General features: G+C 68.0%; 18 protein-coding genes. 5 read left to right on the forward strand and 13 right to left on the reverse strand.

Translation table 11 applies throughout. From position 1 onward, the window contains the following. Positions 1-70 precede the first annotated feature (70 nt). From Dfulv_RS21100 to Dfulv_RS21115, 4 genes are all read right to left on the reverse strand, one after another. Positions 71-2,896: an FAD-binding and (Fe-S)-binding domain-containing protein gene (locus tag Dfulv_RS21100; protein ID WP_259865927.1), complete on the reverse strand. Its 2,826-nt coding sequence runs from the start codon at positions 2,894-2,896 to the stop codon at positions 71-73. A 223-nt stretch (positions 2,897-3,119) separates the two neighbouring features. Continuing rightward, positions 3,120-4,301: a nickel pincer cofactor biosynthesis protein LarC gene (gene larC / locus Dfulv_RS21105; protein WP_259865929.1), complete on the reverse strand. Its 1,182-nt coding sequence runs from the start codon at positions 4,299-4,301 to the stop codon at positions 3,120-3,122. 3 nt (positions 4,302-4,304) lie between these two features. Further along, complete coding sequence (larE, locus tag Dfulv_RS21110) at positions 4,305-5,144, reverse strand: ATP-dependent sacrificial sulfur transferase LarE (protein WP_259865931.1); 840 nt, start codon at positions 5,142-5,144, stop codon at positions 4,305-4,307. Further along, entirely contained in the window at positions 5,141-5,860 is a 720-nt protein-coding gene (locus tag Dfulv_RS21115) for a GntR family transcriptional regulator (protein ID WP_259867821.1), read from the reverse strand. The genes larE and Dfulv_RS21115 overlap by 4 nt, the downstream gene beginning before the upstream one ends. Here Dfulv_RS21115 and larB point away from each other — a divergent pair. Then, entirely contained in the window at positions 5,859-6,575 is a 717-nt protein-coding gene (larB, locus tag Dfulv_RS21120) for a nickel pincer cofactor biosynthesis protein LarB (RefSeq protein WP_259865933.1), read from the forward strand. The genes Dfulv_RS21115 and larB overlap by 2 nt on opposite strands. A gap of 45 nt (positions 6,576-6,620) precedes the next feature. Here larB and Dfulv_RS21125 read toward each other — a convergent pair whose 3' ends face one another. The 9 genes from Dfulv_RS21125 to Dfulv_RS21165 form a co-directional block, all read right to left on the reverse strand. Further along, positions 6,621-7,694 (reverse strand): glycerate kinase family protein, encoded by a 1,074-nt coding sequence (locus Dfulv_RS21125; protein WP_259865935.1) that lies wholly within the window; start codon positions 7,692-7,694, stop codon positions 6,621-6,623. 110 nt (positions 7,695-7,804) lie between these two features. Then, complete coding sequence (locus tag Dfulv_RS21130) at positions 7,805-8,704, reverse strand: M14 family metallopeptidase (RefSeq protein ID WP_259865937.1); 900 nt, start codon at positions 8,702-8,704, stop codon at positions 7,805-7,807. A gap of 130 nt (positions 8,705-8,834) precedes the next feature. Further along, positions 8,835-9,830 carry a zinc-binding dehydrogenase gene (locus Dfulv_RS21135; RefSeq protein ID WP_259865939.1) on the reverse strand — a complete coding sequence of 332 codons (996 nt, stop codon included), beginning with the start codon at positions 9,828-9,830 and terminating at the stop codon, positions 8,835-8,837. Positions 9,831-9,938: 108 nt separating this feature from the next. Further along, positions 9,939-12,410, reverse strand: a complete 2,472-nt coding sequence (locus Dfulv_RS21140) for a hypothetical protein (RefSeq protein ID WP_259865942.1) — start codon at positions 12,408-12,410, stop codon at positions 9,939-9,941. Positions 12,411-12,578: 168 nt separating this feature from the next. Beyond that, positions 12,579-13,460: a carbohydrate ABC transporter permease gene (locus Dfulv_RS21145; RefSeq protein ID WP_259865945.1), complete on the reverse strand. Its 882-nt coding sequence runs from the start codon at positions 13,458-13,460 to the stop codon at positions 12,579-12,581. After that, entirely contained in the window at positions 13,450-14,343 is an 894-nt protein-coding gene (locus tag Dfulv_RS21150) for a carbohydrate ABC transporter permease (RefSeq protein WP_259865947.1), read from the reverse strand. The genes Dfulv_RS21145 and Dfulv_RS21150 overlap by 11 nt, the downstream gene beginning before the upstream one ends. 8 nt (positions 14,344-14,351) lie before the next feature. Continuing rightward, complete coding sequence (locus tag Dfulv_RS21155; RefSeq protein WP_259865949.1) at positions 14,352-15,635, reverse strand: ABC transporter substrate-binding protein; 1,284 nt, start codon at positions 15,633-15,635, stop codon at positions 14,352-14,354. Between the two features lie 29 nt (positions 15,636-15,664). After that, on the reverse strand, positions 15,665-16,375 hold the full coding sequence (locus Dfulv_RS21160; RefSeq protein WP_259865950.1) for a PIG-L deacetylase family protein: 711 nt from the start codon (positions 16,373-16,375) through the stop codon (positions 15,665-15,667). Continuing rightward, positions 16,372-17,592 (reverse strand): mandelate racemase/muconate lactonizing enzyme family protein, encoded by a 1,221-nt coding sequence (locus Dfulv_RS21165; RefSeq protein WP_259865952.1) that lies wholly within the window; start codon positions 17,590-17,592, stop codon positions 16,372-16,374. Before Dfulv_RS21165 ends, Dfulv_RS21160 begins: the two co-directional genes overlap by 4 nt. 176 nt (positions 17,593-17,768) lie before the next feature. Between Dfulv_RS21165 and Dfulv_RS21170 the strand changes: the two genes are divergently transcribed. The 4 genes from Dfulv_RS21170 to larA are packed head-to-tail and all read left to right on the forward strand — an operon-like array spanning position 17,769 to position 21,538. Next, positions 17,769-18,473, forward strand: a complete 705-nt coding sequence (locus Dfulv_RS21170; RefSeq protein WP_259865954.1) for a FadR/GntR family transcriptional regulator — start codon at positions 17,769-17,771, stop codon at positions 18,471-18,473. After that, positions 18,470-19,225 (forward strand): SDR family NAD(P)-dependent oxidoreductase, encoded by a 756-nt coding sequence (locus Dfulv_RS21175; RefSeq protein ID WP_259865955.1) that lies wholly within the window; start codon positions 18,470-18,472, stop codon positions 19,223-19,225. The genes Dfulv_RS21170 and Dfulv_RS21175 overlap by 4 nt, the downstream gene beginning before the upstream one ends. Next, the gene (locus Dfulv_RS21180) at positions 19,222-20,181 is read left to right on the forward strand and encodes an SMP-30/gluconolactonase/LRE family protein (RefSeq protein ID WP_259865957.1); all 960 of its coding nucleotides are present in this window, start codon (positions 19,222-19,224) and stop codon (positions 20,179-20,181) included. Before Dfulv_RS21175 ends, Dfulv_RS21180 begins: the two co-directional genes overlap by 4 nt. Positions 20,182-20,239: 58 nt before the next feature. Next, on the forward strand, positions 20,240-21,538 hold the full coding sequence (gene larA, locus Dfulv_RS21185) for a nickel-dependent lactate racemase (protein WP_259865959.1): 1,299 nt from the start codon (positions 20,240-20,242) through the stop codon (positions 21,536-21,538). The last annotated feature ends 134 nt before the right edge of the window (positions 21,539-21,672 follow it).

Consider the following 21,672-nt stretch of genomic DNA (forward strand, 5'->3'; position numbering starts at 1 on the left):
ATTCATTCTCGTTACTTCTTCGATGCCGCTAGAAGGCGGTTCGGCGACCGGCGTGGCCCGAGCCTTCGCGTCAGTCGGTCGCGGTGATCCGGTCGAGCAGTTCGAGCAGATGGTGATACGTGTGGCCGGTGGCCCGGGTCATCCCGATCTCGCAGGTGCGGTTGACCGAGGCGTGGGCGGCGCATCCGTCGCGGGCGACGGCCTCCGCCTCGGCGCGGGTCGCCGACGCGGTGAGCTCCGGGTGCAGCAGGCCGCGGTCGCCGGCGAAGGCGCAGCACTGCCAGCCGTCGGGGACGACGACGCGCTCGGCTACCGCGCCGGCGATGCGGGCGATCGCGGCGTCGAGGCCGAGGCGGGTGGAGGAGCAGGTGGGGTGCAGCGCCAGCGACGGCAGCCGCCGACCGGCGGGCAGCCGCGGCAGCACGTGCTCGGCCACGAACGTTACGGCGTCGACGACCTCGACGGCCGGGGTGACCTCGGCGAGGAGCCGGTCGAAGCCCTCCGTGCAGGAGGCGGCGTCGGTGACGACCGGGAGCCGGCCGTTGTCTGTCGCGGCGGCGAGGACGTCGCGGACGCGACGCCGCATGATCTCGTACCCGTCCGGCAGACCCTTGGACGACCACGGGGTGCCGCAGCACAGCTCGCCCACCCCCTCGGGGATGTGCAGCCGGACGCCGGCCCGGTCGGCGAGCCTGCGCACCGCGGCCATGACGCCGTCGCCGCCGCGGGCCGGGGCGAACATGGTGTTGAGGCACGAGGGCAGGTAGACGGCACCGGCGGCCGGATCGGGTGCGGCGCGGCGCCGGACGCCGCCGCGGGGCAGGTCGCGGCTCCAGGCCGGCACGACGTCGGGGTTGCCGATCCGGCGAGCCGCCCGGGTGGTGCCCTCCACGACGGCGGGTGGTGCCGCGGCCGCCAGGTCCAGGGCGAGGTTCATGGCCCGGGTGGTGGTGTCCCAGTGCTTCGCCGCCGTGCCCCACGTGCGCCGCGCCGCACGTCCGTGATGCTCGGCCCGCAGCCGCTTGGTGAGGTCGCCGGTGTTGATGAGGACGGGGCAGGCGGTCGCGCACATGCCGTCGACGGCGCAGGTGTCGACGGCGTCGTAGCGGTACTCCCGCTCCAACTGCCGGGCGAGTGCGGTGTCGCCGGCGGCCTCGGCGGCGGCGAGCTCGCGGCGCAGGACGATGCGCTGCCGCGGGGTGGTGGTGAGGTCGCGGCTGGGGCACACCGGTTCGCAGTAGCCGCACTCGACGCACCGGTCGACCTCGGGCTCGACGGTGACGACCGGCTTGAGGTGGCGCAGGTGGGCATGCGGGTCGTCGGTGAGCAGCACGCCGGGGTTGAGGGTGCCGGCCGGGTCGCAGTGCCGTTTGACCTCGAGCATGACGTCGAACAGCTCGTCGCCGTACTGCCGCCGCACGAACGGTGCCATGACCCGGCCGGTGCCGTGCTCGGCCTTGAGCGTGCCGCCGCGGGCGAGGACGGCGTCGACCATCTCCTCGGTGAAGTCGGCATAGCGCTGCACGTCGTCGCCGGCGCCGAACTTATCGTTGAGCATGAAGTGCAGGTTGCCGTCCTTGGCGTGGCCGAAGATGACGCTGCGCTCGTACCGGTGCCGGTCGAACAGTGCCGTCAGGTCGTCGCACAGGTCGGCGAGGACGGGCACCGGGACGGCCACGTCCTCCAGCAGCGCGACGGTGCCGGACGGCCTGGCCCCGGCGACGGCGGCGTAGAGGCCCTTGCGGATGTGCCACAGCCCGGCCCGGCCGGACGTGTCCCGGCTCAACCTGGCCGGGACGGCGAGGTTCCAGCCGCCGAAAAGCCGCTGCGCCTCGTGCTCGCGCTCGGTGAGCCGGTCGCCGTCCGGTTCCTGCCACTCGACCAGCAGCGCCGCGTGCCGGTCCACGGACAGGCCGGGCAGCGCCTGCGCCACCCGCAGCGACTCGGCGTCGAGCAGTTCCACGGCGGCCGGCGCGGCCGCCACGAGCTCGGGCATGACCGCCATCGCCTCGCGCAGCGTCGGGAAGACCACCAGCCCGGTCGAGGCGGCGGGCTGGACCGGCACGGTCCGCAAGACCGCCTCGGCGACGAAGCCGAGGGTGCCTTCGCTGCCGATGACGAGGTGGGCGAGGAGCTGCGCGGGTGCGGTGTGGTCGAGGAAGCTGTTGAGGCCGTAGCCCATGGTGTTTTTCATCGCGAACTGCGCCGTGACGCGCCGGACCGAGTCCGGGTTGCCGCGGACCCGGTCGCGCAGCCGCTCAAGGGCGGCGGTCAGGGCCGGCTCGTGGGCACGCAGCCGCTCGTCGGCGTCCGGGGCGGCGGTGTCGACGACGGTGCCGCTGGGCAGCACGAGCGTCATCGACTCCAGGGTCTGGTAGGTGTTGGCGTGGGTGCCGCAGGTCATGCCGCTGGAGTTGTTGGCGATGACCCCGCCGATCGTGCACGCCGACTCGCTGGCCGGGTCCGGACCGAGCCTGCGCCCGAAGGGGGCGAGGCGCGCGTTGACCTGGCGCAGCACCGCGCCGGGCTGCACCCGGACCCGGGCGCCGCCGTCGAGGACCTCAACCGTGCGGAAATGCCGGCGCACGTCGACGAGCAGATGCTCGGTGCCGGCCTGCCCGCTCAGGCTGGTGCCGCCGGAGCGGAACGTCACGCCGAGACCGAGCCCGGCCGCGGCGCGCATGAGCGCCGCCACCTGGCCGGCGTCCCGGGGCACCAGGACGGCCTGCGGGGTGAGGAGGTAGTGCGAAGCGTCGTGAGCCATGCCGAGCCGATCGCTGGCGCGGGCCCGGGTCGTGCCCGGCGCGACCCGATCCAGCGCACTCAGCAGCTCGCCGTCGACGGAGGCGAGCCGACTCCGGCCGGCGGGGTGCGAGGCGGTCGTCGGCGTGCTCACCCGGCGAACACCGTTGCCGGCATTTCCCTCACGCCCAAGCCGTTGCGCCTTCGAAGCCATCTGCGAAACCTGCGCCTTCTTCCAGACCAGCATCATGATCGACTTGGCACGGATTGCCTGCATAATGCCGCGATCCGCGGGCCACCAACCGCCACCGTGTGTCGGCCTGCCGGCTGTGTGGACCGGTAGCCGATGTCCACGCATCGGTCTTGATGGTTGAGAGTCATCGCGAGTTCACAGCACTCACCGCTCGGGCCAGCAGCTCCTTGATCGGGCGGCCGGTGGTGGCGGCGACATCGGCCAGATCGTCGTATTCCGGTTGAGCGTTGACGACGACGCCGCCGAGCTGTGCGTACTTTACGCGCACTCGATGGCCGTCCAGTTCCACGGTGCCCTCGGTACGCACGAGCGCCTGCTTCCGTACGAGTGTCTCGCGTACGCCGATCGTTGAGGTTTCGCGGAAGAGTGCGCCGCGAACCGCCATCGCCAGCTCGGGCGAGGTCAACGCCGAGACGGTGTGCGCAGGGCGACCCTTCTTCATGAGCACGGGCGTCAGCCAGGCGTCGTCTGCGCCGGCGGCGATCAGCCGTTCGAGGACGGCCGGCCACAGTCGTGGATCCAGGTCGTCGACGTTCGCCTCGAGCAGGACCGACCCGACGAACGGAATGTCGTCGTCCTCCATCGCGCGATCGCCGACGAGGACGCGCAGGACGTTCGGGGCTTCTGGGAAGTCAGCCGTCCCTGCGCCGGTGCCTGAGCTTGCGATTCGCATGGGAGGCATCGGACCCCAGTGGTCCACGAGCGTGGCGAGCAGCGCGGCTCCTGTGGGCGTGCACAGCTCCCGTGCGACCGGTCCTGCAGCGATCGTCGCTGCGGTCGCGCTCAGTAGCGACACCACCGCCGGGGCCGGTACGGGGAGGAGGCCGTGCGACGTGCGGACAGTGCCGGAGCCCACCGCTACCGTGTCCGCACCGATGTGGCGCAGACCGAGGTCCTCGACGGCTGCGCAGACGCCGACTATGTCGGCGATGGCGTCGAGTGCGCCCACCTCGTGGAAATGCACCTTCTCGGGAGGGACGCCGTGGACCAGGCCCTCCGCCTCGGCCAACCGCTCGAAGACTGCGACAGCGCGCTCCCGGACCCGGTCGGGCAGCCGGGTGCCTTCCAGCATTCGCCGAATCTCTGCCCACCTGCGGTGGTGGTGCGACTCCGCCGTGATGACGTGCGCCTTGATCGCGACCATCCCTGCGCGACGCACGGGCTGGAGGGTGATGTCGATCCCCTCTACCCCTAGCGCAGCAATCGAGGCGCGCACCGCGGCGAGTGAGGCGCCCGCGTCCAGCAGCGCGCCGAGGAGCATGTCACCGCTGGCGCCGCAGGCACACTGCAACCACGCGTCGGCCACGGCTCAAGCCCGTCGCAGCGGAGTATCGGCCAAGACCACCGCCGGGTAACCGGCATCGCGCACGGCATCGAGCACCCGCTGGTCCAGGCTCTGCGTTCGTACGCGCGTCAGGTCGTCGGCGCCGAGTTCCACCCGCGCCTGCCGCCCGAGGTGACGCACTCTCAGCTCGCGGAGGCCGAGGCGGCGAAGCGCCGTCTCGGCACGCTCGACGCGGGCGAGGACATCCACGGTGACTGGGATGTTCACCGCGATTCGGCTCGCCAGGCACGGCGCCGCGGGTTTGTCCCAGACGGGCAGTCCGAGCGCACGGGCGAGCGATCGCACCTGTTGCTTGCCGATGCCTGCGGCTGCGAGCGGTGACCGGACGCCGAGCTCCTCTGCGGCCCGCCGCCCAGGCCGGTCGTCGTCGACCTGGTCGTCGGCAGTGTCTCCGTTGAGCAGCAACTCGCTGCCCGTGGCGCGAACAGCGTCGGCGAAGGCCCGCGTATAGAGCTCGCGCTTGCAGAAGTAGCAGCGGTCACCACCGTTGGCGACGTAGCGGGCGTCCTGTAGCTCTTGGGTGGCTACCTCAACCAGCGGCACTCCGATTGCGGCTGCCGTCTCCTGTGCCCGTCGGTGCTCCGACTCGGCCAGACTCGGACTGACGCCCAGCACGGCGACGACGGAATCTCGACCGAGGAAGCGCGCGGCCAAGGCCGTGGTGAGCGAGGAGTCGACTCCCCCTGAGAACGCCACGGCGACGCTCCGTGCGGAGCCGAGTTGGACAGTGAACGCATCCGCCGCGTCGGCGTCGGCGCCGGTGAGCACGGCAAAGAGATCAACCACGCCGGTCCTTCCGATCACAGTGCCACTTCCTCCGTGTCCGAGACCCTGGCCAGCAACCGTGTTCGGACCCGCTCCAGGTGGTCCGTCATGGAATCTCGCGCTCTCTCCGGTTCCCCGGCGCGAATAGCCTCGATGACGGCCTCGTGCTCGGACAGGGCCTCGGCTGTTCGCTCCTGCTCACCAGCGAGCATCGCGAGTGACATCCGCTGCAGAAGTGGCGCCAGTGAGCGCACGAGCTGGGCATTGCCGGCCGCTGCGGCGATGCGGCCGTGGAACAGCATGTCGGCACGGATCACATCGGCAAGTCGCCCGTCGTTTGCCGCCGCCCGGTGGTCACGGTGGATCGCCGTGAGCTCCTCCAGCAGCATCGCGTCCCGCGCACGCACTGCCCGCTGCGCCGACAGACCCTCGAGGGCCGCACGCACCTCGTACAGATCCACCAGCTCCAGGACGTCAACGCTGGCAACCACCGCGCCTTTGTGGGGACGCTCTTCGCTGAGCCCCTCCTGGACCAGCCGCTGTACGGCCTCGCGCACCGGACTGCGGCTGAGGTCGAGCTCCTCGGCGATCGCCGGCACACTCAGGCGCTGCCCGGGCACGAGCTCGCGCGCGAGGATCTGGTCCTTGATCCACTGGTAGGCCTTGTCGGCGAGACGGGCCCGATCGAATACCACGACGCTAACGATTGCATGTAATGTGTAATCCACGCAACGATGGCGGGAGGCGGCCTGCATGCCGGACACGTCGGACCACCCGGAGACGGTGGACCTGGGTTGGGCACGACTCGACGTCGACCGGGCCCGCCGCACCGGCGACGCCGAGGTGGTGTACGGGCCAGGGAAGACAGTCGTGCAGGTCGTCAGCGCGCTCGCGGAGCTGCACGCGCGCCACCCGGACCGCGCGGTTCTGGCAACGCGCCTCGATGCCGGTGCCCGTGAGGCGGTGCGCGCCGAACTTCCCGGCGCCGTGATCGACAACGTCGCGCGAACAGCCGTCCTCGGCCCTCTGCCACCGCCTCGCGGCCTGGTCGTCGTGGTGGCGGCCGGCACCTCCGACGGACCGGTGGCCGCGGAGGCCGCGGTGGCGGCGCGAGTGCATGGTGCCGGAGTCGAACGAATCGACGACGTCGGCGTAGCCGGACTGCACCGTCTTCTCGCGGTCCGCGAACAGCTCGCGCATGCTGACTGCTTGATCGTGGTCGCCGGGATGGAAGGCGCACTCCCGTCGGTGGTCGCAGGACTGGTCGGCACACCGCTGGTGGGCGTGCCCACAAGCACCGGATACGGTGTGGCTGCCGGCGGTGTAACTGCCCTCCACGCCATGCTCAGCTCCTGTGCTCCGGGGGTCGTCGTCACGAACATCGACAACGGTTACGGCGCTGGCGTACACGCGGCGCGGGTGGCGCGGTCAGCCGCCCCGCGCTGCGTGCCGAACTCGTCGTCGATATGAACCAAAATCGATATGAACCCAACTGGACAACGGACCGGCCGGCACTCATCGAGACCGGGCACGTGCGACGCGAGAAGCCAGATCGGCCAGTGCCGCGGCGGGTTCCCTCAGCGCCCGCTCGACGCCGAGGGTCTCCACGAGTGAGTAGGCGGCGTCGACCCCCAGCGCCCGTACGTCGGCACTCTGCAGGTCGACCCGGCCGGCCAGAACCACGCACGGGCGGCCCGCCTCGGCAGCACGCGCCGCGACCCCCGCCGGAACCTTCCCGCCAGCGCTGGACCGATCAAAGGAGCCCTCGCCGGTCACCACCAGGTCGGCATGCGCCGTGCGCTCGGACAGCCGTACCGCTTCTGCCACAACGTCGACCCCGGAACGCCGCGCAGCGCCGAGCAGTAGCAGCGCGTGACCCAACCCGCCGGCGGCGCCCGCACCGGCGGCCGAGGCCGCCATCCGACCCGTCACGGTGCCGTAGGCCGCCAATGCCGCGTCCCAGCGCACCACCTGCGCCTCCGGGATCCCCTTCTGCGGGCCGAACACCTTCGTGGCACCCGTGGGCCCGACCAGCGGGTTGTCGACGTCGGTGGCGATCACCAATTCGGCACCGGGCGACGGCGGCAGGTCCACATGCGTCACGCCCTCCAGACCGGCCACGCCGGCGTCCAAGGGGCGGTCCGCGGTTGCGCCGAAGGCGGCCAGCAACCCTGCTCCGCCGTCGTTGCTGCCACTGCCTCCCAGGCCAACGACGACCCGGGTCGCGCCGGCGTACTGGGCAGCCAGCACCAGTTCGCCGACCCCGTAGGTCGATGCGTGCTCGGCGCGATTGGAGTCGGTCAGATGCCGGCCGCACGCGTGGGCCGACTCGATGTATGCCGTTCCACCGACGAGCAGGAAGCTCGCCGGTACCCGGTCGCCGAACGGCCCCCGCACATCAATCGTGACGACCTGACCGCCGAGACTGGTATGCAGAACATCGACGAATCCGGGGCCGCCGTCGGCCATCGGCGCCATGTCCACATGGTCGCCGGGTGCTTGCCGCTTCCATCCGTCCGCGATCGCCGCCGCAGCTTCCGGCGCACTCAATGTGCCCGCGAACTTGTCGGGGGCCACCAGAATCCGCATGCCTTCACTCCTGTGCAGTGGCGGCGACACGTCTGCCGCAGTTGTTCGCAGGGTCGGTGGTCGCGTTGTCGTTCCCGGCAATGGAGCGCATTCGGGCGTGACTCCAATTCCTAGAACGGGACCTCCTGCCCGATGGAGAAGAGTGTCTGTCCCTTTGTCGTCATGGCTGGGAAGTGCATCATCAGGACCACGCCGTCGCGGGGGGCGCCAATCGGCGTCGGGGACGAAGCCTGACTGGAGAAGTCGTGTAGGCGACCCACGATCTGGCCGGTGAAGACGTCGTCCCCAGGATCGATGAGCGGTTCCCAGATCCCATCGCTGGGAGCCGCGATGTAACCGTCGAGGGTTGCCGCCTCGATGAACCTGGTGGGCGTGGTACGTTCCGGCTCGATCCTGGTCACGGATCCGGAGAGCAGCCCGTAGTGACGAAGGACGTTCCGGACGCCCTCGTAGCCGTGCTGCACGCCACGGCGATCGACGGACTCGCCGTAGCCGAACTCCGTCCCGATAGTGATCTTGCCTGCGGCTTCCGCCTCGTCGGTCAGGAGGCCGGACGCCATGTCACTGGAGTAGATCATGACGAAGGGCGTGTCGAACAGCTTGGCGACGTCTGCCATCTCCCGGCGTTGAGGAATGTTCTCGACAGGATGGAACGAGGCGACAAACGGAAACCGGGTATCGCGTCCACCTGAATGAATGTCGATGACGACGCGAACGACCGGGAAAATGCTCGACGTCACGAAGTGGGCGATCCTGAACGAGATGCTCCCCGCGGGGTCACCTGGGAACGCTCGGTTCATGTTGACCCCGTCGAGCGGCGACCAGCGGGAGCTGGCGGCACATGCCGACTCGCTGAGCTGCGGGATCAGGACGATACGGCCGGCGAGCTGGTCAGGGTCGAGGTCACGGCACAGACTCTTGACCGCGACCTGGCCCTCCCACTCGTTACCGTGTGTCCCACCGACGACCAGGACGTTGTCGTCGCTGCTTCCCCGGCGGCCGTTGATCACGGTGAGCGGGACGAGAGAGTAGCCCCAGCTGCCGTCGAGCGGGAACGCGACCTGGTAGTGATGCTTCCCGGGACGATTCCAGTCGATCGCGTCGGGATCGTAGACGACGGTCGGCCCGTCGTCGTGGATGTCAGACCTCATCAGTCTTGTCTTCTGGCGTTCGGACGTCTGCCTGGTCCGCGGATCGCGGCTCCAGCAGGACTTTGGCTGCTGGATGGCCGTCGAGGAGCCGCTCGTACCAGGCTTGGCCGTCAGCGAGCGGTGCCCGCACGACCTCGCCACGGAAGCGCAGGTGTCCCCGTCCGAGCGACTCGACTGCCTCGCTGAAGTCTGCCGGTGTGTACGCAAAACTGCCGGTGCACGTCACTTCCCGGCGAATCAGATCACGCCACGGCAGTACGCTGTCCGCGTCGTGAAGCCCGACGAAACACGCATCGCCGCCGGGTCGCGTCAGGGTGGCGGCGAGCAGCCGCATGGAGCTCGATCCGACGGCGTCGAAGACGGCGTCGGATCCCAGTCCGTCAGTCAGCTCATGCACCTGGCTGGTGAGTTCGGTGGGGATGTGGCTGAGTCGCACCGCCCCGGTGGCCTCGGCCGCAGTCGCCCGCGCATCGTTGCGCTCGGTGAACCAGAGCGACTCGACACCGTGGGCACGGAGCACCTCGAGAATCAGCAGCCCGATCGGACCGGCACCGAGCACCAGGGCGGAGTCACCCGGCTCGATCGTCGTCAGCGCGACAGCGTGCAGGGCACACGCGGTGGGCTCGGCAAACACGGTCGCGTTCGGGTCCGCGAGATGGTCGACCACGTGAACGGAGGCTGCGGGCACGACGACATACTCGGCATTGCAGCCGTCGACGTGCCCGCCGAGCAGCAGTCGTGATTGACAGAGCTGCGGCGACCCGAGCCGGCAGAGCCGGCAGTGCCCGCACGACCGGAGTGGGTTGGCCGTCACCGTGGCGCCGACGGCGATGACCCCGTCGTTCGGCACGGCTTCCCCCACCGCGGCAATCGAGCCGAGAAACTCATGGCCGAACACCAGACCGGGGTGTCGCAGGCCGTCGGTTCCCTTGAATCCGGCGAGCTCGGAGCCGCAGATACCTGCTGCCGTCACCCGTACCAGCACCTCGTGTGGACCCGGGTCGGGAGTCGGCCGCTCCTTGAGGGCGAACCGGTGTACCCGGTCCAAGACCAGTGCTCTCACCTGTACTCCTATCAATCGCTGATCGGGTGGCTAGTAGTACACGCGTGCACGGATGTCGCCGCCGGCATCGGGCTCCAGCGTGAGGGTCTCCGTGGCCGCGTCGTAGCGACCGGACGACACCGAGCGCGCACGGCGTCCTGAATGGTGCGGGATGCGCACCTGGACCTCGCGCGGCGCACGCTGAGGATCGAGATGGACTGAGATGTCGAGGAAGCTGCCGCCCGAGTGGACCTGGATCGTCGCGGCCAGTGGCCCGAAATAGCTGCGGACACCATTGAGCCTGATCCGCTGGCCGGGAGCCAGCCAGGCTCGCGGTGCGCCCGGGAGGAGCCGGAGCCGGTCGCCGTCCTCAAGATAGAGCATCCACCGCGTCTGCATGAGGAACCACGCCTCCTCATGGGTCTTGTGCGGGCTGGCGTGAAAGTAGTGCTCCCAGAACGAGTACGTTTCCGGATCGGCGAGGGTTGCGAAGGTTGTGTAGTAGGACCGCAGGAAGGCGTTGACCTCGCCACGACGCAGATGGATCAGCGGATGCGGGCTGTAGTACGGCTGGCTCAATGCGGTGTTGTCCTCGTGGAGGATCTCCGCGGCGTACGCCAGCAGTTCGGTGGTGAGCTGCTCGGACGGGTCGAGGACCTCCTGCAGAACCAGCCACAACGGGCCGTTCAGCGAGTCGCGCGCGAAGAAGGTGCCGTGGGTGTACCACTTCGATGTGTCCCGGCGGAGCGCTAGCGGCCCGCCGTGACCGTGCCACGGCGGCGCGGTACGGACCCAGGTTCCGTCACCGAGCGGCACCAGAGGTGAATGCGCGACCGCATCGGCGAACGCGGCTCGCACGTCGGCCTTGAGTTCCTCACTCGCTGCACGCCACCGGCCGGCGCGGTCGACGTCGACCGCGTCAGCGATCTCGGCGGCGCGAGACAGACCGAGAACGGCGTATCCGTTGAGCATGAACGACGCGAATGGATCCTCGGGATCGGACGTCTTGCCGACCAGGAGACCGTACGGCACACCGGTCTCGCGCGACTGTTCCCGGTTGCGAAGGATGTAGCCGACGGCCCGGTCGATCTGTGGCAGGACCGTGGCGGCCCAGGCGAGGTCGCGTGTGTAGCGGAAGTGCTCGCCCAACGACCACAGGGTCGCCTCGGTCTCCAGCATGTAGCCGCCGAAGTTCTGCATGAAGCCGTCATCGTGCTGCTTGTCCAGGAAATAGCGCAGTGACCGCTCCGCCAGGTCTGGGCGGCCGGCCGAGTCGAAGTACTGGATGATCGGTGCGCTCTCGGAGCCGATCGGGGCGTAGATTCCGATTGTCGGTGCGAGCGTCTGGTCGGGGTCCTCCCCGTAGGTCACGAGGTCGAGGTGCAGCAGTCCTGCGGCGACCATCTCGGTGATCCGGCGTTCGGGCACCTCGATCGTGGCGGCGGTCGAGAGCTTGTTCATCCAGAAGGCCTCGACATCGGCGAGGACGCCGTCGAACTCACGGTCGCGCAGGGCAGACGCTCGCGGCAGGGGAATCGGCCGGTGCGGCAGCCGGATGTCGAGCGTGGTCGACGAGCCCGGCTGCAGTAGCGATGCGACTTCCTCGGTGTGCAGCGGCCGATCGTCCAGCGTCGCCGTGTAGGCGACGCGCCCCGAGCCGAAGACCAACGCGCCGGCCAATGGGTCCAGGCCGCTGTCCAGCGGCTTGTCGATCGGTGTATCGGCGCCGGCCCGATGCGGCTCGGGTGCCTTCATGAAGGCGTATCGCGGTACCGCCGTGACGTTGGTGGCGTGCATGCGCACGAAGAGGACGAGTTCTTCAGCCGGCGCGTGGTCCGTCGTGAGCCGATCGAACTCGGCCTGTTGGGCATCGGTGAACATGTGGCCCGCGCTGTGGCCGTCTACGAGTAGGAAGGGCGTGCCGAGACTCGTCATGTCGTCGAGCGGCGTCCGCTCGGGAGCCACGAACGCCGTGAGGTCATAGCGGATTCCGCCGTCGTGTCGAGTGACGTCAAGAATGGGCAGGCACCCGCCGCGGAGCCGCCGCGTGGTCGAGTCGTGCGGGCCGAGGCCACGACCCATCATGTAGAGGTATCGGACCGGCAGTTCGTCCGACTCGGCGAGCGCCGTCGCCTCACCGTGCCATTGGGGCGCGATCCAATCCCAGATCCGTTCCGACGCGTTGCCGGAGCCGACACCGTTGAAGCCGAGCGCGAAGAGGCGCATGTCGCGGCTTAGCCCCAGCCAGGTCGGCGAGTGCAACCGGCGACCGCGGGAGGCCGCCGCGGTGTACGAATGCTCGTCAGCCGCATCGAGAGTCTGGAGGGCCGAGAGTCCGGATCGGCGTGTCACGTCGGCGGCGATCGCCAGGTAGTCGCGGTCGTCGTCACCGCACGTGATTGCGATGCCCAGGGTCGGCACCAGTACCGGGTGCTCGCGTGTGACCTGGTCAGCCCACAATGCGAATTCGGTGTCGTCGATGCTGAGCTGGACGAGCTCCGTTGGACGCTCATCCCAGGTCATTGTCACCCGGGACCCGCTGAACCGCGTTCCGGCGGACCCTGCAGACCCTGCAGACCCTGTCGAGTGGACTGCCGGACGGGCCTCCGCGCACCGGACGTGCCCGGTGATCGGCCGTCCGCTGACAAGCGTGAGCGAGAACACGACAGAGACTCCTCAGAAGACCGGCAGCTACTTGAGGCTGCCACTGATCGCAAGACCATCGCGGATATGGCGGTTGAAGACGAGAAAGATGATCGTCGTCGGGACGAGCACGACCAGAGAGCCGGCCAGCATGACCGGAAAGTCGGTCGTGTATTGCCCTCTGAAGTAGGTCAGGCCGACGGTTGGCGTCATCTTCTCGGGCGTGTTGAGATAGATCAACGGGCCCAGCAGATCGTTCCACGACGCGAGGAAATTCAGGATGGCCAAGATCGCGAGCGGCCCGCGAACCAACGGAAGGTACACACGAAAGATGGTTCCGGGGACGGAGCAGCCGTCGAGCGCGGCGGCTTCGTAGAATTCATGAGGCACGCTCATCAAGTGCTGTCGTAGAAAGAACACCGCGAAGGCGCTACCTGTACAGGCCGGGAGGATGAGCGCCCACGGCGAGTCCACCAAACCGACTGCCCGGATGATCGTGTACAGCGGGATCAGGGTGACTGTGCTGGGTACGAGCATGGTGAACAACACAACACCGAACAGTGGTTCCCGCCCGGCAAATCGAAGCTTGGCGAAGCAGAACGCGCCGACCAGGCTGGCCACGAGTCCACCGAAGGTCCCGAGTACGGCGATGAGAAGCCCGTTCAGGATCATTCTCCCCATGGGAATTTCCTCGAATACCCTGACGTAGTTCGAGAGGGTGAACTCGGTCGGCATCACCGACGTGGAGCTGACGTAGTCGGCATTAGTCCGTAGCGATGTGAGGGCGGCGACGAGGAACGGCCCGAGAATGATCACGACGGCCACAGAGAGAACGACGTACTCCCAGCCACGGACGCGACGGCCGGTGCGGTTGCGGCGAGCCTCCCGCCCAGGCGTCGCGTCGGGACGCCGATCCGGCTCAACGTTCATAGGTCACCCACTTACGCTGGAACCACAGCTGAGCACATGTGGCCGCCAGAAGGATCAGGATCAGGAAGGCTGACAGCGCCGCCGAATAACCCATCTCGAAGCCGGTGAACGCGCGCTCGTAGATGTAGCTCGTGATGGTCAAGGTCGAATCCATCGGACCGGCCAGGATGAAGACCTCACCGAAGGTCTGCAGTGACGTGATGATTCCCGTGACGACGACGAAGAACGTTGTCGGGGTCAGCAGCGGGAAGGTGATGGACCAGAACTGGCGCCATGCCGACGCGCCGTCGAGCCGGCTGGCCTCGTAGTACTCGGTGGGGATCGACTGCAGGCCGGCGAGGAACAGCAGCGCGACGTACCCGACGCCACCCCAAATGATCATCACGTTGACCGATGTCAGGGCATGGTCGGGCGACATCCACTTCACCGCGTCGAACCCCAGGGCACTGAGCCACGAGTTGAACAGACCGTTCGGGTCGTACAGGTAGACCCACAGGAAGGCGACGGCGACGACGGAGCAGCTGGTGGGGAAGAACAAGGCGAGGCGGAAGAAGCTACTCAGGCGGCGGATGCGCGAGAGCAGGATCGCCAGCCCCAGACCGATCGCCACCTTCCCCGGGACCGTCACCGCCACGATCTGGAGCGTGTTGCGAAGCGCCTTCCAGAACCGGTCGTCGTCCAGGATCTCGGCGAAGTTCTCGGTGCCGACCCACGTCGAGCTGGAGATGAGGTCCCAGTCCGTGAATCCGAGCGTCAGCCCGTACACGGCCGAGAAATAGACCAGTACGAGACCCACCGTGACCGGCAGCAGCAGGACGGGCAACCACGGTGCGGCGCCCGGTGTCACCCGCCGGGCGCCGCGCACCCGACGGGTCTGCGACAACGGGGCCATTACTTCGTTTTGTCCAGCGCGGACTGGACCTTGACGTTGAGGTCGTTCAGGATGCCGGGGATGTCGGAACCAGGATTGGACATGATGGCGTAGTTCGCATCGCCCTCAAGCTTCTCAAGCTCCGCGAACGCCGGCACGAACGTCCAGCCGGTGCCGTTCTCCGTCGCCTCGTCGATGAAGTACTCGTAGTGCGCCGGCTTCAGCTTGGCCTCGGACTCGATGCGCTGGGGGTCCTTGAGGTAGTCGTTGAGGACCGGCGCGCCGGTAGCCGCTATGAGCGTCTGCGCCTCCCGTTGGAAGACGGCGTACCGGACGAACGCGGTGGCGGTCGCCAGGTTCTTGCTCTTCGCGTAGACAGCGATGTGGTCCGGGCCGGCATAGTTCTTGGCCTTCTGCTTCCCCTCCGGGTTCGGCAGAATGTCCCAGTCGAACGCGGTGACTCCTTTGCGGAAGGTCGGGTTGCTCCAACTGCCGGCGAAGACCATACGCGCCTGTCCACTGGCGAATGGGTCCTTCTGTTTCGACAGCACATCGGGGCCGGGAGAGACCTTGTGCTTGTAGATCAGGTCACGGAGGAAGGTCTTGTGGGCGATCATCGCATCAGTGTTGTAGGTGGCGGTCTTGCCGTCGGCCGACACCGGCGACGCGCCGAAGGTGCTGGCGATGGCCGTCTCACCTGACACGCCGGGGACGTACAGTCCGAAGGCGTCGTGGGTGGTGAGTTCCTTGGCGGCGGCGACCAGATCGTCCAGCCGCCACGAGTCCGGTCGCGCGATTCCGGCTTCCTTCATGGCGGTCAGGTTCCCGTACAGTGAGTGCCCGACGAAGCGCCATGGCAGGGCGTACTGCTTTGTGGCGCCGTCGACCGTCGCCTGCCCGTAGCGGATGAGGGACGCCGGCAGCTTGCCGATGTCGGCGGACACCGCATCGGTCAATGGGGCGAGCAGACCGGATGGTCCCCAGACACGCGACTGGAACTGCATGCCCAGCACGTCGGGTGCATTGCCGCTGGCGAACTGGGTGTTGAGCTTGGTGTAGTACTGGTTGTACTCCAGCGGCTCGAATTTGACGCTGGCCTTGGGGTGGGCCGCAGTGAAGCCGGCGACGACCTGCTTCCACATGTCGATGTCACTCGACCCGAACCAGATGGAGAAACGGATCTCACCGGCGACCTCGCCGTCGGACCCGTTCGATTCAGTCGATGAGTTGTTGCAGGCGCCGAGCACTGCGATTGCCGAGACACCGAGCCCGGCCCCGAGAAAGGCACGTCGGGTGATTGCCATGGTCGTACTCCTCGTTTGGGTGTGTGGCGCTAGACGTGGCCGAGAGGCGGCAGATCGGGACGCGACGGCGGATAGGCCGGGACCTCGCGGAAGGCCTCCGCGAAGGCGACACCGATCTCGGCACCGCGGGTCGCTGCCTGACCTCTCATGAACTCGATGTAGCTCATGTCGAAGATGTGGGTGAGCCAGTCCTTCTGGCTGACGTGGGCGCTGAGCATGTCGGCCTTCACATCGATCACGTCGCTGATGTCGACGTGGACGTCGAGGCCCTGCTCGAGCTGCCCGACGGTGTCCATCGTGTAGAGCTTCGGGATCACGCTCAGCTCCGCGAGTGAGGTCTCGACGAGCCGGACGGCGGCCGGAATCCGCGCGTCAGCCGCCACCTGACCGGCCACCCGGTGGTCCGGGTGGTAGTCGCCGGTGGAGTGGGCGATCACGATGTCGGGCCGCGCCTGCCGATAGACATCGATGAACCGGGTACGCGTTTCGCGATCGTTGAACAGCCACTCGTCCTCGAAGCCCATCCAGATGAGGTCGGCGCCGATGACCTCGCACGCGGCCAGCGACTCCTGATGGCGGATCGCCGCGATCTCGGGCCGGCTGAGGGTCGTGGAACCGACGTCACCGTTCGTGGCGATCGCCACCGTGACCCGGTGGCCGGCGCGGGCGTACTTCGCCAGCGTCCCACCGCAGAGCAGATCGACGTCGTCGGGGTGGGCACCGATGGCCAGGATGTTCATGCGGCGATCTCCTCGTCGGCTGGTGAGACAACATCGAGGTCAGGCGTCCGGTAGAGGATCCGCTTCTGGACGCTGATCTCGACCTGTTGCAGGTAGGTCGCGATGGTCCGGCGGTTCGGCGTCACGCCCAGCCCGGGAGCATCGGGAATCCGGACGAGACCGTCGCCGTCGACGGGAATGTGCGTGGTCGTCAGGTCGTACGAGACCGGCCTGGGGTTGACGGGGTATTCGCACAGCCCCTCGGCACCGTGCCCGGCGAAGGGCTGGAGCGACGCGCTCAGGGCAAGGTGGGAGGTGAAGGTGTGGTTGAGGAAGGTGCGGCCCTGGGAGAGTGCGGCGTCGGCGACGTCCTTGGCCTCGGTGATGCCGCCGATCCGTCCGGCATCGATCTGCACGTAGTCCAGACCGGCGTGCGTCATCATCGTGAGCGCCAAGGGGACGTTGTGGCACCCCTCGCCCCCGGCCACCGCCACGCCGACCTGCCTCGCCGCGGTGCCGAACTCCCCGTAGGCGTCGAACTCTTCGGCAACGAACGGCTCCTCGATGAAGCGCACCCGGAAATCGTGCAGCGCCGGGATGCGTGCCCGTGCCTGATCGGGACGGCCGACCCAGGCCATGCCGGCATCGACAAGAAGGTCCACATCCGGCCCCAAGCCCTCGCGCGCGGCGGCGAGTTGGTCGACGTCGGCGGAGAGGGAACTCTCTCCGAATCCCATCCACCCGAACTTGACCGCCCGGAAGCCCATGCCAGCCAGCCGGGTAGCCTCGGCCCGCGTCTCGTCGGGCGTCGCCCCGAACAGGGTGGACGCGTACGGAGTCTTGGGTGACGCGGCGCGGACGCCGAGGAGTTCGTGGACCGGCACTTCGTATCTGCGGCCGAGCAGGTCGCACAGCGCGATGTTGATGCCCGAGAGCGTGTGTGCTGCCTGGAGCTGGTCGAACGAGTTGGCCCGGACGAGCGCGGTGATTCGCCGGACGTCGTCGATGCTGTCGATGGTCTGACCGAGGACGGAGCCAAGAACCGGCTGGCACGCGCTGTGCGACATCGGTGCGATGAGACTGGCGATGGAGACCAGGGGCGAGGCTTCGCATTCACCCCATCCCTCCCAGCCGCCGGCGCGTACCCGGACGAGCAGAACGTCTTGGCTCCCGTCGGCGACGTTCTCGACCGTGGGCATCGACAAGTAGTACAAGTCGACACTGTCAATCTTGGTCACAACGCTCCTAGGTCTGTGGCCTCACGTGGCAGTTCGGCATGCCACTAGCCTTGTGCTGGGCAGAAACCTAGGGCCTCGCACGGAACGTTGTCAATCACTTGTATGTTAAGTGTCCAGCTGATTGCCGCCAGCCGCTCGGTAGCGTTTGGAGTGCTTGTCGTACTAGAGTGGGCTGCATGGGCGACAAGGTGACCTCTGACGCGCGTGTTCCGCTGACGAGTGTCGTGTCTGGGCAGCTACTCCAGTTGCTACGCGATGAGGGTCTGGCGGAAGGCGATTCCATCCCGCCGACCGGTGAGCTGGCTGAGCGGTTCGGTGTCTCGCGCACCGTGATCCGCGAGTCGCTGGCCGAGCTGACCGGGCGTGGGCTGATCCGCCGGCAGCAAGGGCGCGAAGGCGTCGTCGCGCTCCCCGGCGGCGACCATCTGTCCTCGCTGTTCGAGACGCGGGTCAGCTACGACGGGATCTCCTTCGAGCAGCTGCACGACGTCCGGGAGGTGCTGGAGGTGGGGGCGGCTCGCATCGCGGCCCGGCATGCGCAACTCCCCGACATCGCTCGGCTCAGTGATCTGCTGCATGCGATGCGGACCGCTACTGACGACAAGCAGATGCTCGCCGTCGACCTGGAGTTCCACCGTGCCATCGCGAGCGCAGCCAACCCGCTGTTCGGGCTGATCCTCGACGGCCTCAGTCCGCTGCTGATGAAGTCGCGACTGGCCGTGTGGCAGTCGTACCTGGCACACGGCGGGGATCTTGAGGCGGCCATCACTCGACACACCGCCCTTCGCGACCGTATCGCCGCGCAGGACGAGGACGGAGCGGCAGCCGCGATGCGAGACGATTTGCAGGACACCCGGCAGGGACTGGCGGGGATCGAGTGAACGTTGCTGTCGTCACAGGTGCCGCAGGCGGCATCGGCGCGGCCACGGTACGTGCCCTCGTTGCGGATGGATGGGCTGTCGTTGGCGTTGATCGGGATGCGGCCGAGCTCGATCGGCTACCCGCGTCCGTGGCCAGAGTCGCTGGCGATGTGTCAGCACCCGCGACACACGAAGCAGCGGTTTCCCGCGCGTCCGACCTCGGTGAACTCAAGGGCTGGGTGAACAACGCGGCCATCCAGATCAACGGCTCGGCGGCCGAGGTTGAGCAGCAGAGCGTCCGGGCCCAGATCGATGTGAATCTCCTGGGTGCCGTCTGGGGCTGCGCGGCCGCGGCCCGGGCGATGACCTCGGGCGGAGCCCTGGTTTCGGTGGCGTCCATTCACGCGAGCCGCGGCTTTCCGGCGGCGTTCGTCTACGCCGCGACCAAGGGGGCGATCGTGGCGATGACCCGCCAGTTCGCTGTGGAGTACGGCCCCCGCGGGTTGCGGGCGAACTCGGTGTCTCCTGGTGCCATACGCACCCGGATGTGCACGGAGGAGTGGGACGCCGCCGCGGATCCGGTGGCAGCCCGAGCTGCCGACGAAGGGCTGCATGTGATGAACAGGATGGGTGAGCCCGAAGAAGTGGCCTCGGTCATCGCATTCCTGCTGTCTGATAGCGCATCGCTCATCACGGGCCAGGACATCGTCGTGGACGGTGGCGCTACCGCGCGTCCTCCATTGGGCGTGGGCCGGCTCGGGGAGCGGTCGTGACGACCGCAGGCCGGGACGTCGACGGTCGGACCGCCGACCGTGGCGTGACCGTGCAGGTCGCCAACGACCGTCGTTGCGTGCTGGGCGAAGGCCCGGTCTGGGACCCCGTCCGTCGACGGGTCATGTGGGTCGACATCAGTAACGGCCTCATCCTGAGTGGCACGTTGCATGACGACGGCACGGTGTCGACCGACGACGAGGTCGCGGTGGGCGGAACCGTCGGGGCGGTCGCGGTGTCTCCCTCCGGCGAGTGGGTGATCGCCGGGACGGATGGCCTGCTGTTCAGGCGACCCGGCGGCGAGATCGTTGCCGGTCCCCGCATCGTCGACGACGCAACGGTCCGCCGTCTCAACGATGGCAAGCCCGATCCTGCCGGTGACTTCGTCGTCGGGACACTCGCGCTCGATGATGCGGCCGCGGGTCTGGAGCGCCTTGTCCGGGTGGACGGCGCGGGGCTTGTCCATCCGATCGACGATGACCTGACGCTCTCCAACGGCCTCGCCTGGAGTCGCGACGGTGACGTCATGTACAGCGTCGACACGCTACGGCGCGTGGTCTACGCACGCCAGTATCGGCCCGGCGTCGGTCCGACGGGAGCTCGCCGTGACCACCTGAGGTTCGAGAACGGATTCCCCGATGGCATGTGCATCGATGCGGAAGGGTGCCTGTGGATTGCCATGTGGGGCCTCGGCGAGGTGCGCCGATACTCACCGGTGGGGGACCTCCTCTCCGTCGTTCACGTCCCCGCACCACACGTGTCGAGCGTCGCGTTCGCGGGTGACGACTTGAACACGCTTCTCATCACCACAGCGACAGAGGACCTGGACGAGGCCGACATCGTCACGTACCCGATGTCCGGGTGCCTCTTCACCATCAAACCCGGCGTCCGTGGCCTGCACCAACCACTCTGGAACGGCGTCGTCGCGACGACGCCGCGGAAGGCCAGGAGCCGATGATGACCACTGGACGGATCGAGACGGCCGGATCACGATCTTCGGCACACCGGTGCGCGCAGTGAGTCGCACCCGCCGTGTGCGCCTGGCCTATGGGCGCCACGGACTCGAGGTCGACCTGCCAGCTGATCGCATAATGGTGGTGGAGCCACGCTTCGCCGACGGGGCCGCGGATCAGGCGGCCGAGGTCCGCCGCGCGATTCGTCATCCCGTCGCCGGACCTCCGTTGCGCGACCGTCTGATCGCCAAGGGCGCCGGGCGCCACACCACCGTCGCCATCTCAGTCTGTGACGGAACACGAGCCCAGCCACGACATGTGATGGTGCCGGAGATTCTCGACGAGATCTCCGACCTCGTCGATCTCGCCAACGTGGTCGTCATCGTCGCGACCGGCACGCATCGCGGCAATACCGAGGCGGAGCTGCTCGACATGCTCGGCCCAGAGATTCTTCGAACCGTCAACGTGGTCAACCACGACGCGCGGGACGGTTCCGACCTGACCTGGTGCGGCATGGCGGGCGCGGGAGTGCCGGTCTGGCTCAACAGGACCTGGGTTGACGCCGACGTCAAGATCACGACCGGCTTCGTTGAGCCACACTTCTTCGCCGGGTTCTCCGGCGGGCCGAAGTTGATCGCTCCGGGACTGGCCGGCCTCGACACGGTGCTGGTTCTGCACGACGCGCACAGGATCGGAAATCCCAATGCGACCTGGTCGATTACCGAAGGAAACCCGGTACACGACGATGTCCGCGCCGTCGCCCAGATGACCGGCTGCGACTTCGCCGTCGATGTGGTGATGAACCGCAACCACCAGATCGTCCAGGCGTTCGCCGGTGACCTGATCGCCATGCACCGCGCCGCGTGCCGCACGGCTCGCGAATTGTCGATGGTCCGGGTGGATGCGCCGTTTGAGGTCGTCGTGACGACCAACTCCGGCTACCCATTGGACCAGAACCTCTATCAAGCGGTCAAAGGTATGTCGGCCGGAGCGACCATCACCAAACCAGGAGGGCGGCTGATCGTCGCCGCTGAGTGCAGCGACGGCTACCCCGATCACGGGTCGTACGTCGACGTGCTCACAAGTGCCGAGTCACCACAGGCACTACTCGACCAGATCGCAGCCCGGGAGCAAACGCTTCCGGACCAATGGCAGGTCCAGATCCAGGCACGCACCTGCACCTACGCCAGCGTCGGAGTGCATTGCGAGGGCCTTGACGCCCAACAGCTCGAGGCTGCCCACTTGGACGAGGTGCCCGACATCGGCGCGGAGGTCGAGCGTGCCCTGCATCAGGCCGGCCCCGACGCCCGCTGCTGCGTCCTCCCCGAAGGGCCCCAGACGATCCCGTATGTCGCACAGTGACGGAGGCTTGTCTGTCCTCGCCGGCGGATGCGTCCGCCCGACCCGCTACCACCGCGGAGATAGGCGTGCCGTAGACCGTCGTTGCTGACGCTGTCATAGCGTCATCCCGAGCCCACCGGTGTGCTCGGCCACTG

Source organism: Dactylosporangium fulvum, assembly GCF_025137375.1.
Taxonomy (GTDB): Bacteria; Actinomycetota; Actinomycetes; order Mycobacteriales; family Micromonosporaceae; genus Dactylosporangium; species Dactylosporangium fulvum.

What these genes read in the sequence shown, in the direction of transcription:
- larB (WP_259865933.1), top strand. Translation starts at nt 5,859, where the DNA reads ATGCCGGACACGTCGGACCACCCGGAGACGGTGGACCTGGGTTGGGCA.
- Dfulv_RS21115 (WP_259867821.1), bottom strand. Translation starts at nt 5,860, where the DNA reads ATGCAGGCCGCCTCCCGCCATCGTTGCGTGGATTACACATTACATGCA.
- Dfulv_RS21125 (WP_259865935.1), bottom strand. Translation starts at nt 7,694, where the DNA reads ATGCGGATTCTGGTGGCCCCCGACAAGTTCGCGGGCACATTGAGTGCG.
- Dfulv_RS21140 (WP_259865942.1), bottom strand. Translation starts at nt 12,410, where the DNA reads ATGACCTGGGATGAGCGTCCAACGGAGCTCGTCCAGCTCAGCATCGAC.
- Dfulv_RS21145 (WP_259865945.1), bottom strand. Translation starts at nt 13,460, where the DNA reads ATGAACGTTGAGCCGGATCGGCGTCCCGACGCGACGCCTGGGCGGGAG.
- Dfulv_RS21155 (WP_259865949.1), bottom strand. Translation starts at nt 15,635, where the DNA reads ATGGCAATCACCCGACGTGCCTTTCTCGGGGCCGGGCTCGGTGTCTCG.
- Dfulv_RS21160 (WP_259865950.1), bottom strand. Translation starts at nt 16,375, where the DNA reads ATGAACATCCTGGCCATCGGTGCCCACCCCGACGACGTCGATCTGCTC.
- Dfulv_RS21170 (WP_259865954.1), top strand. Translation starts at nt 17,769, where the DNA reads ATGGGCGACAAGGTGACCTCTGACGCGCGTGTTCCGCTGACGAGTGTC.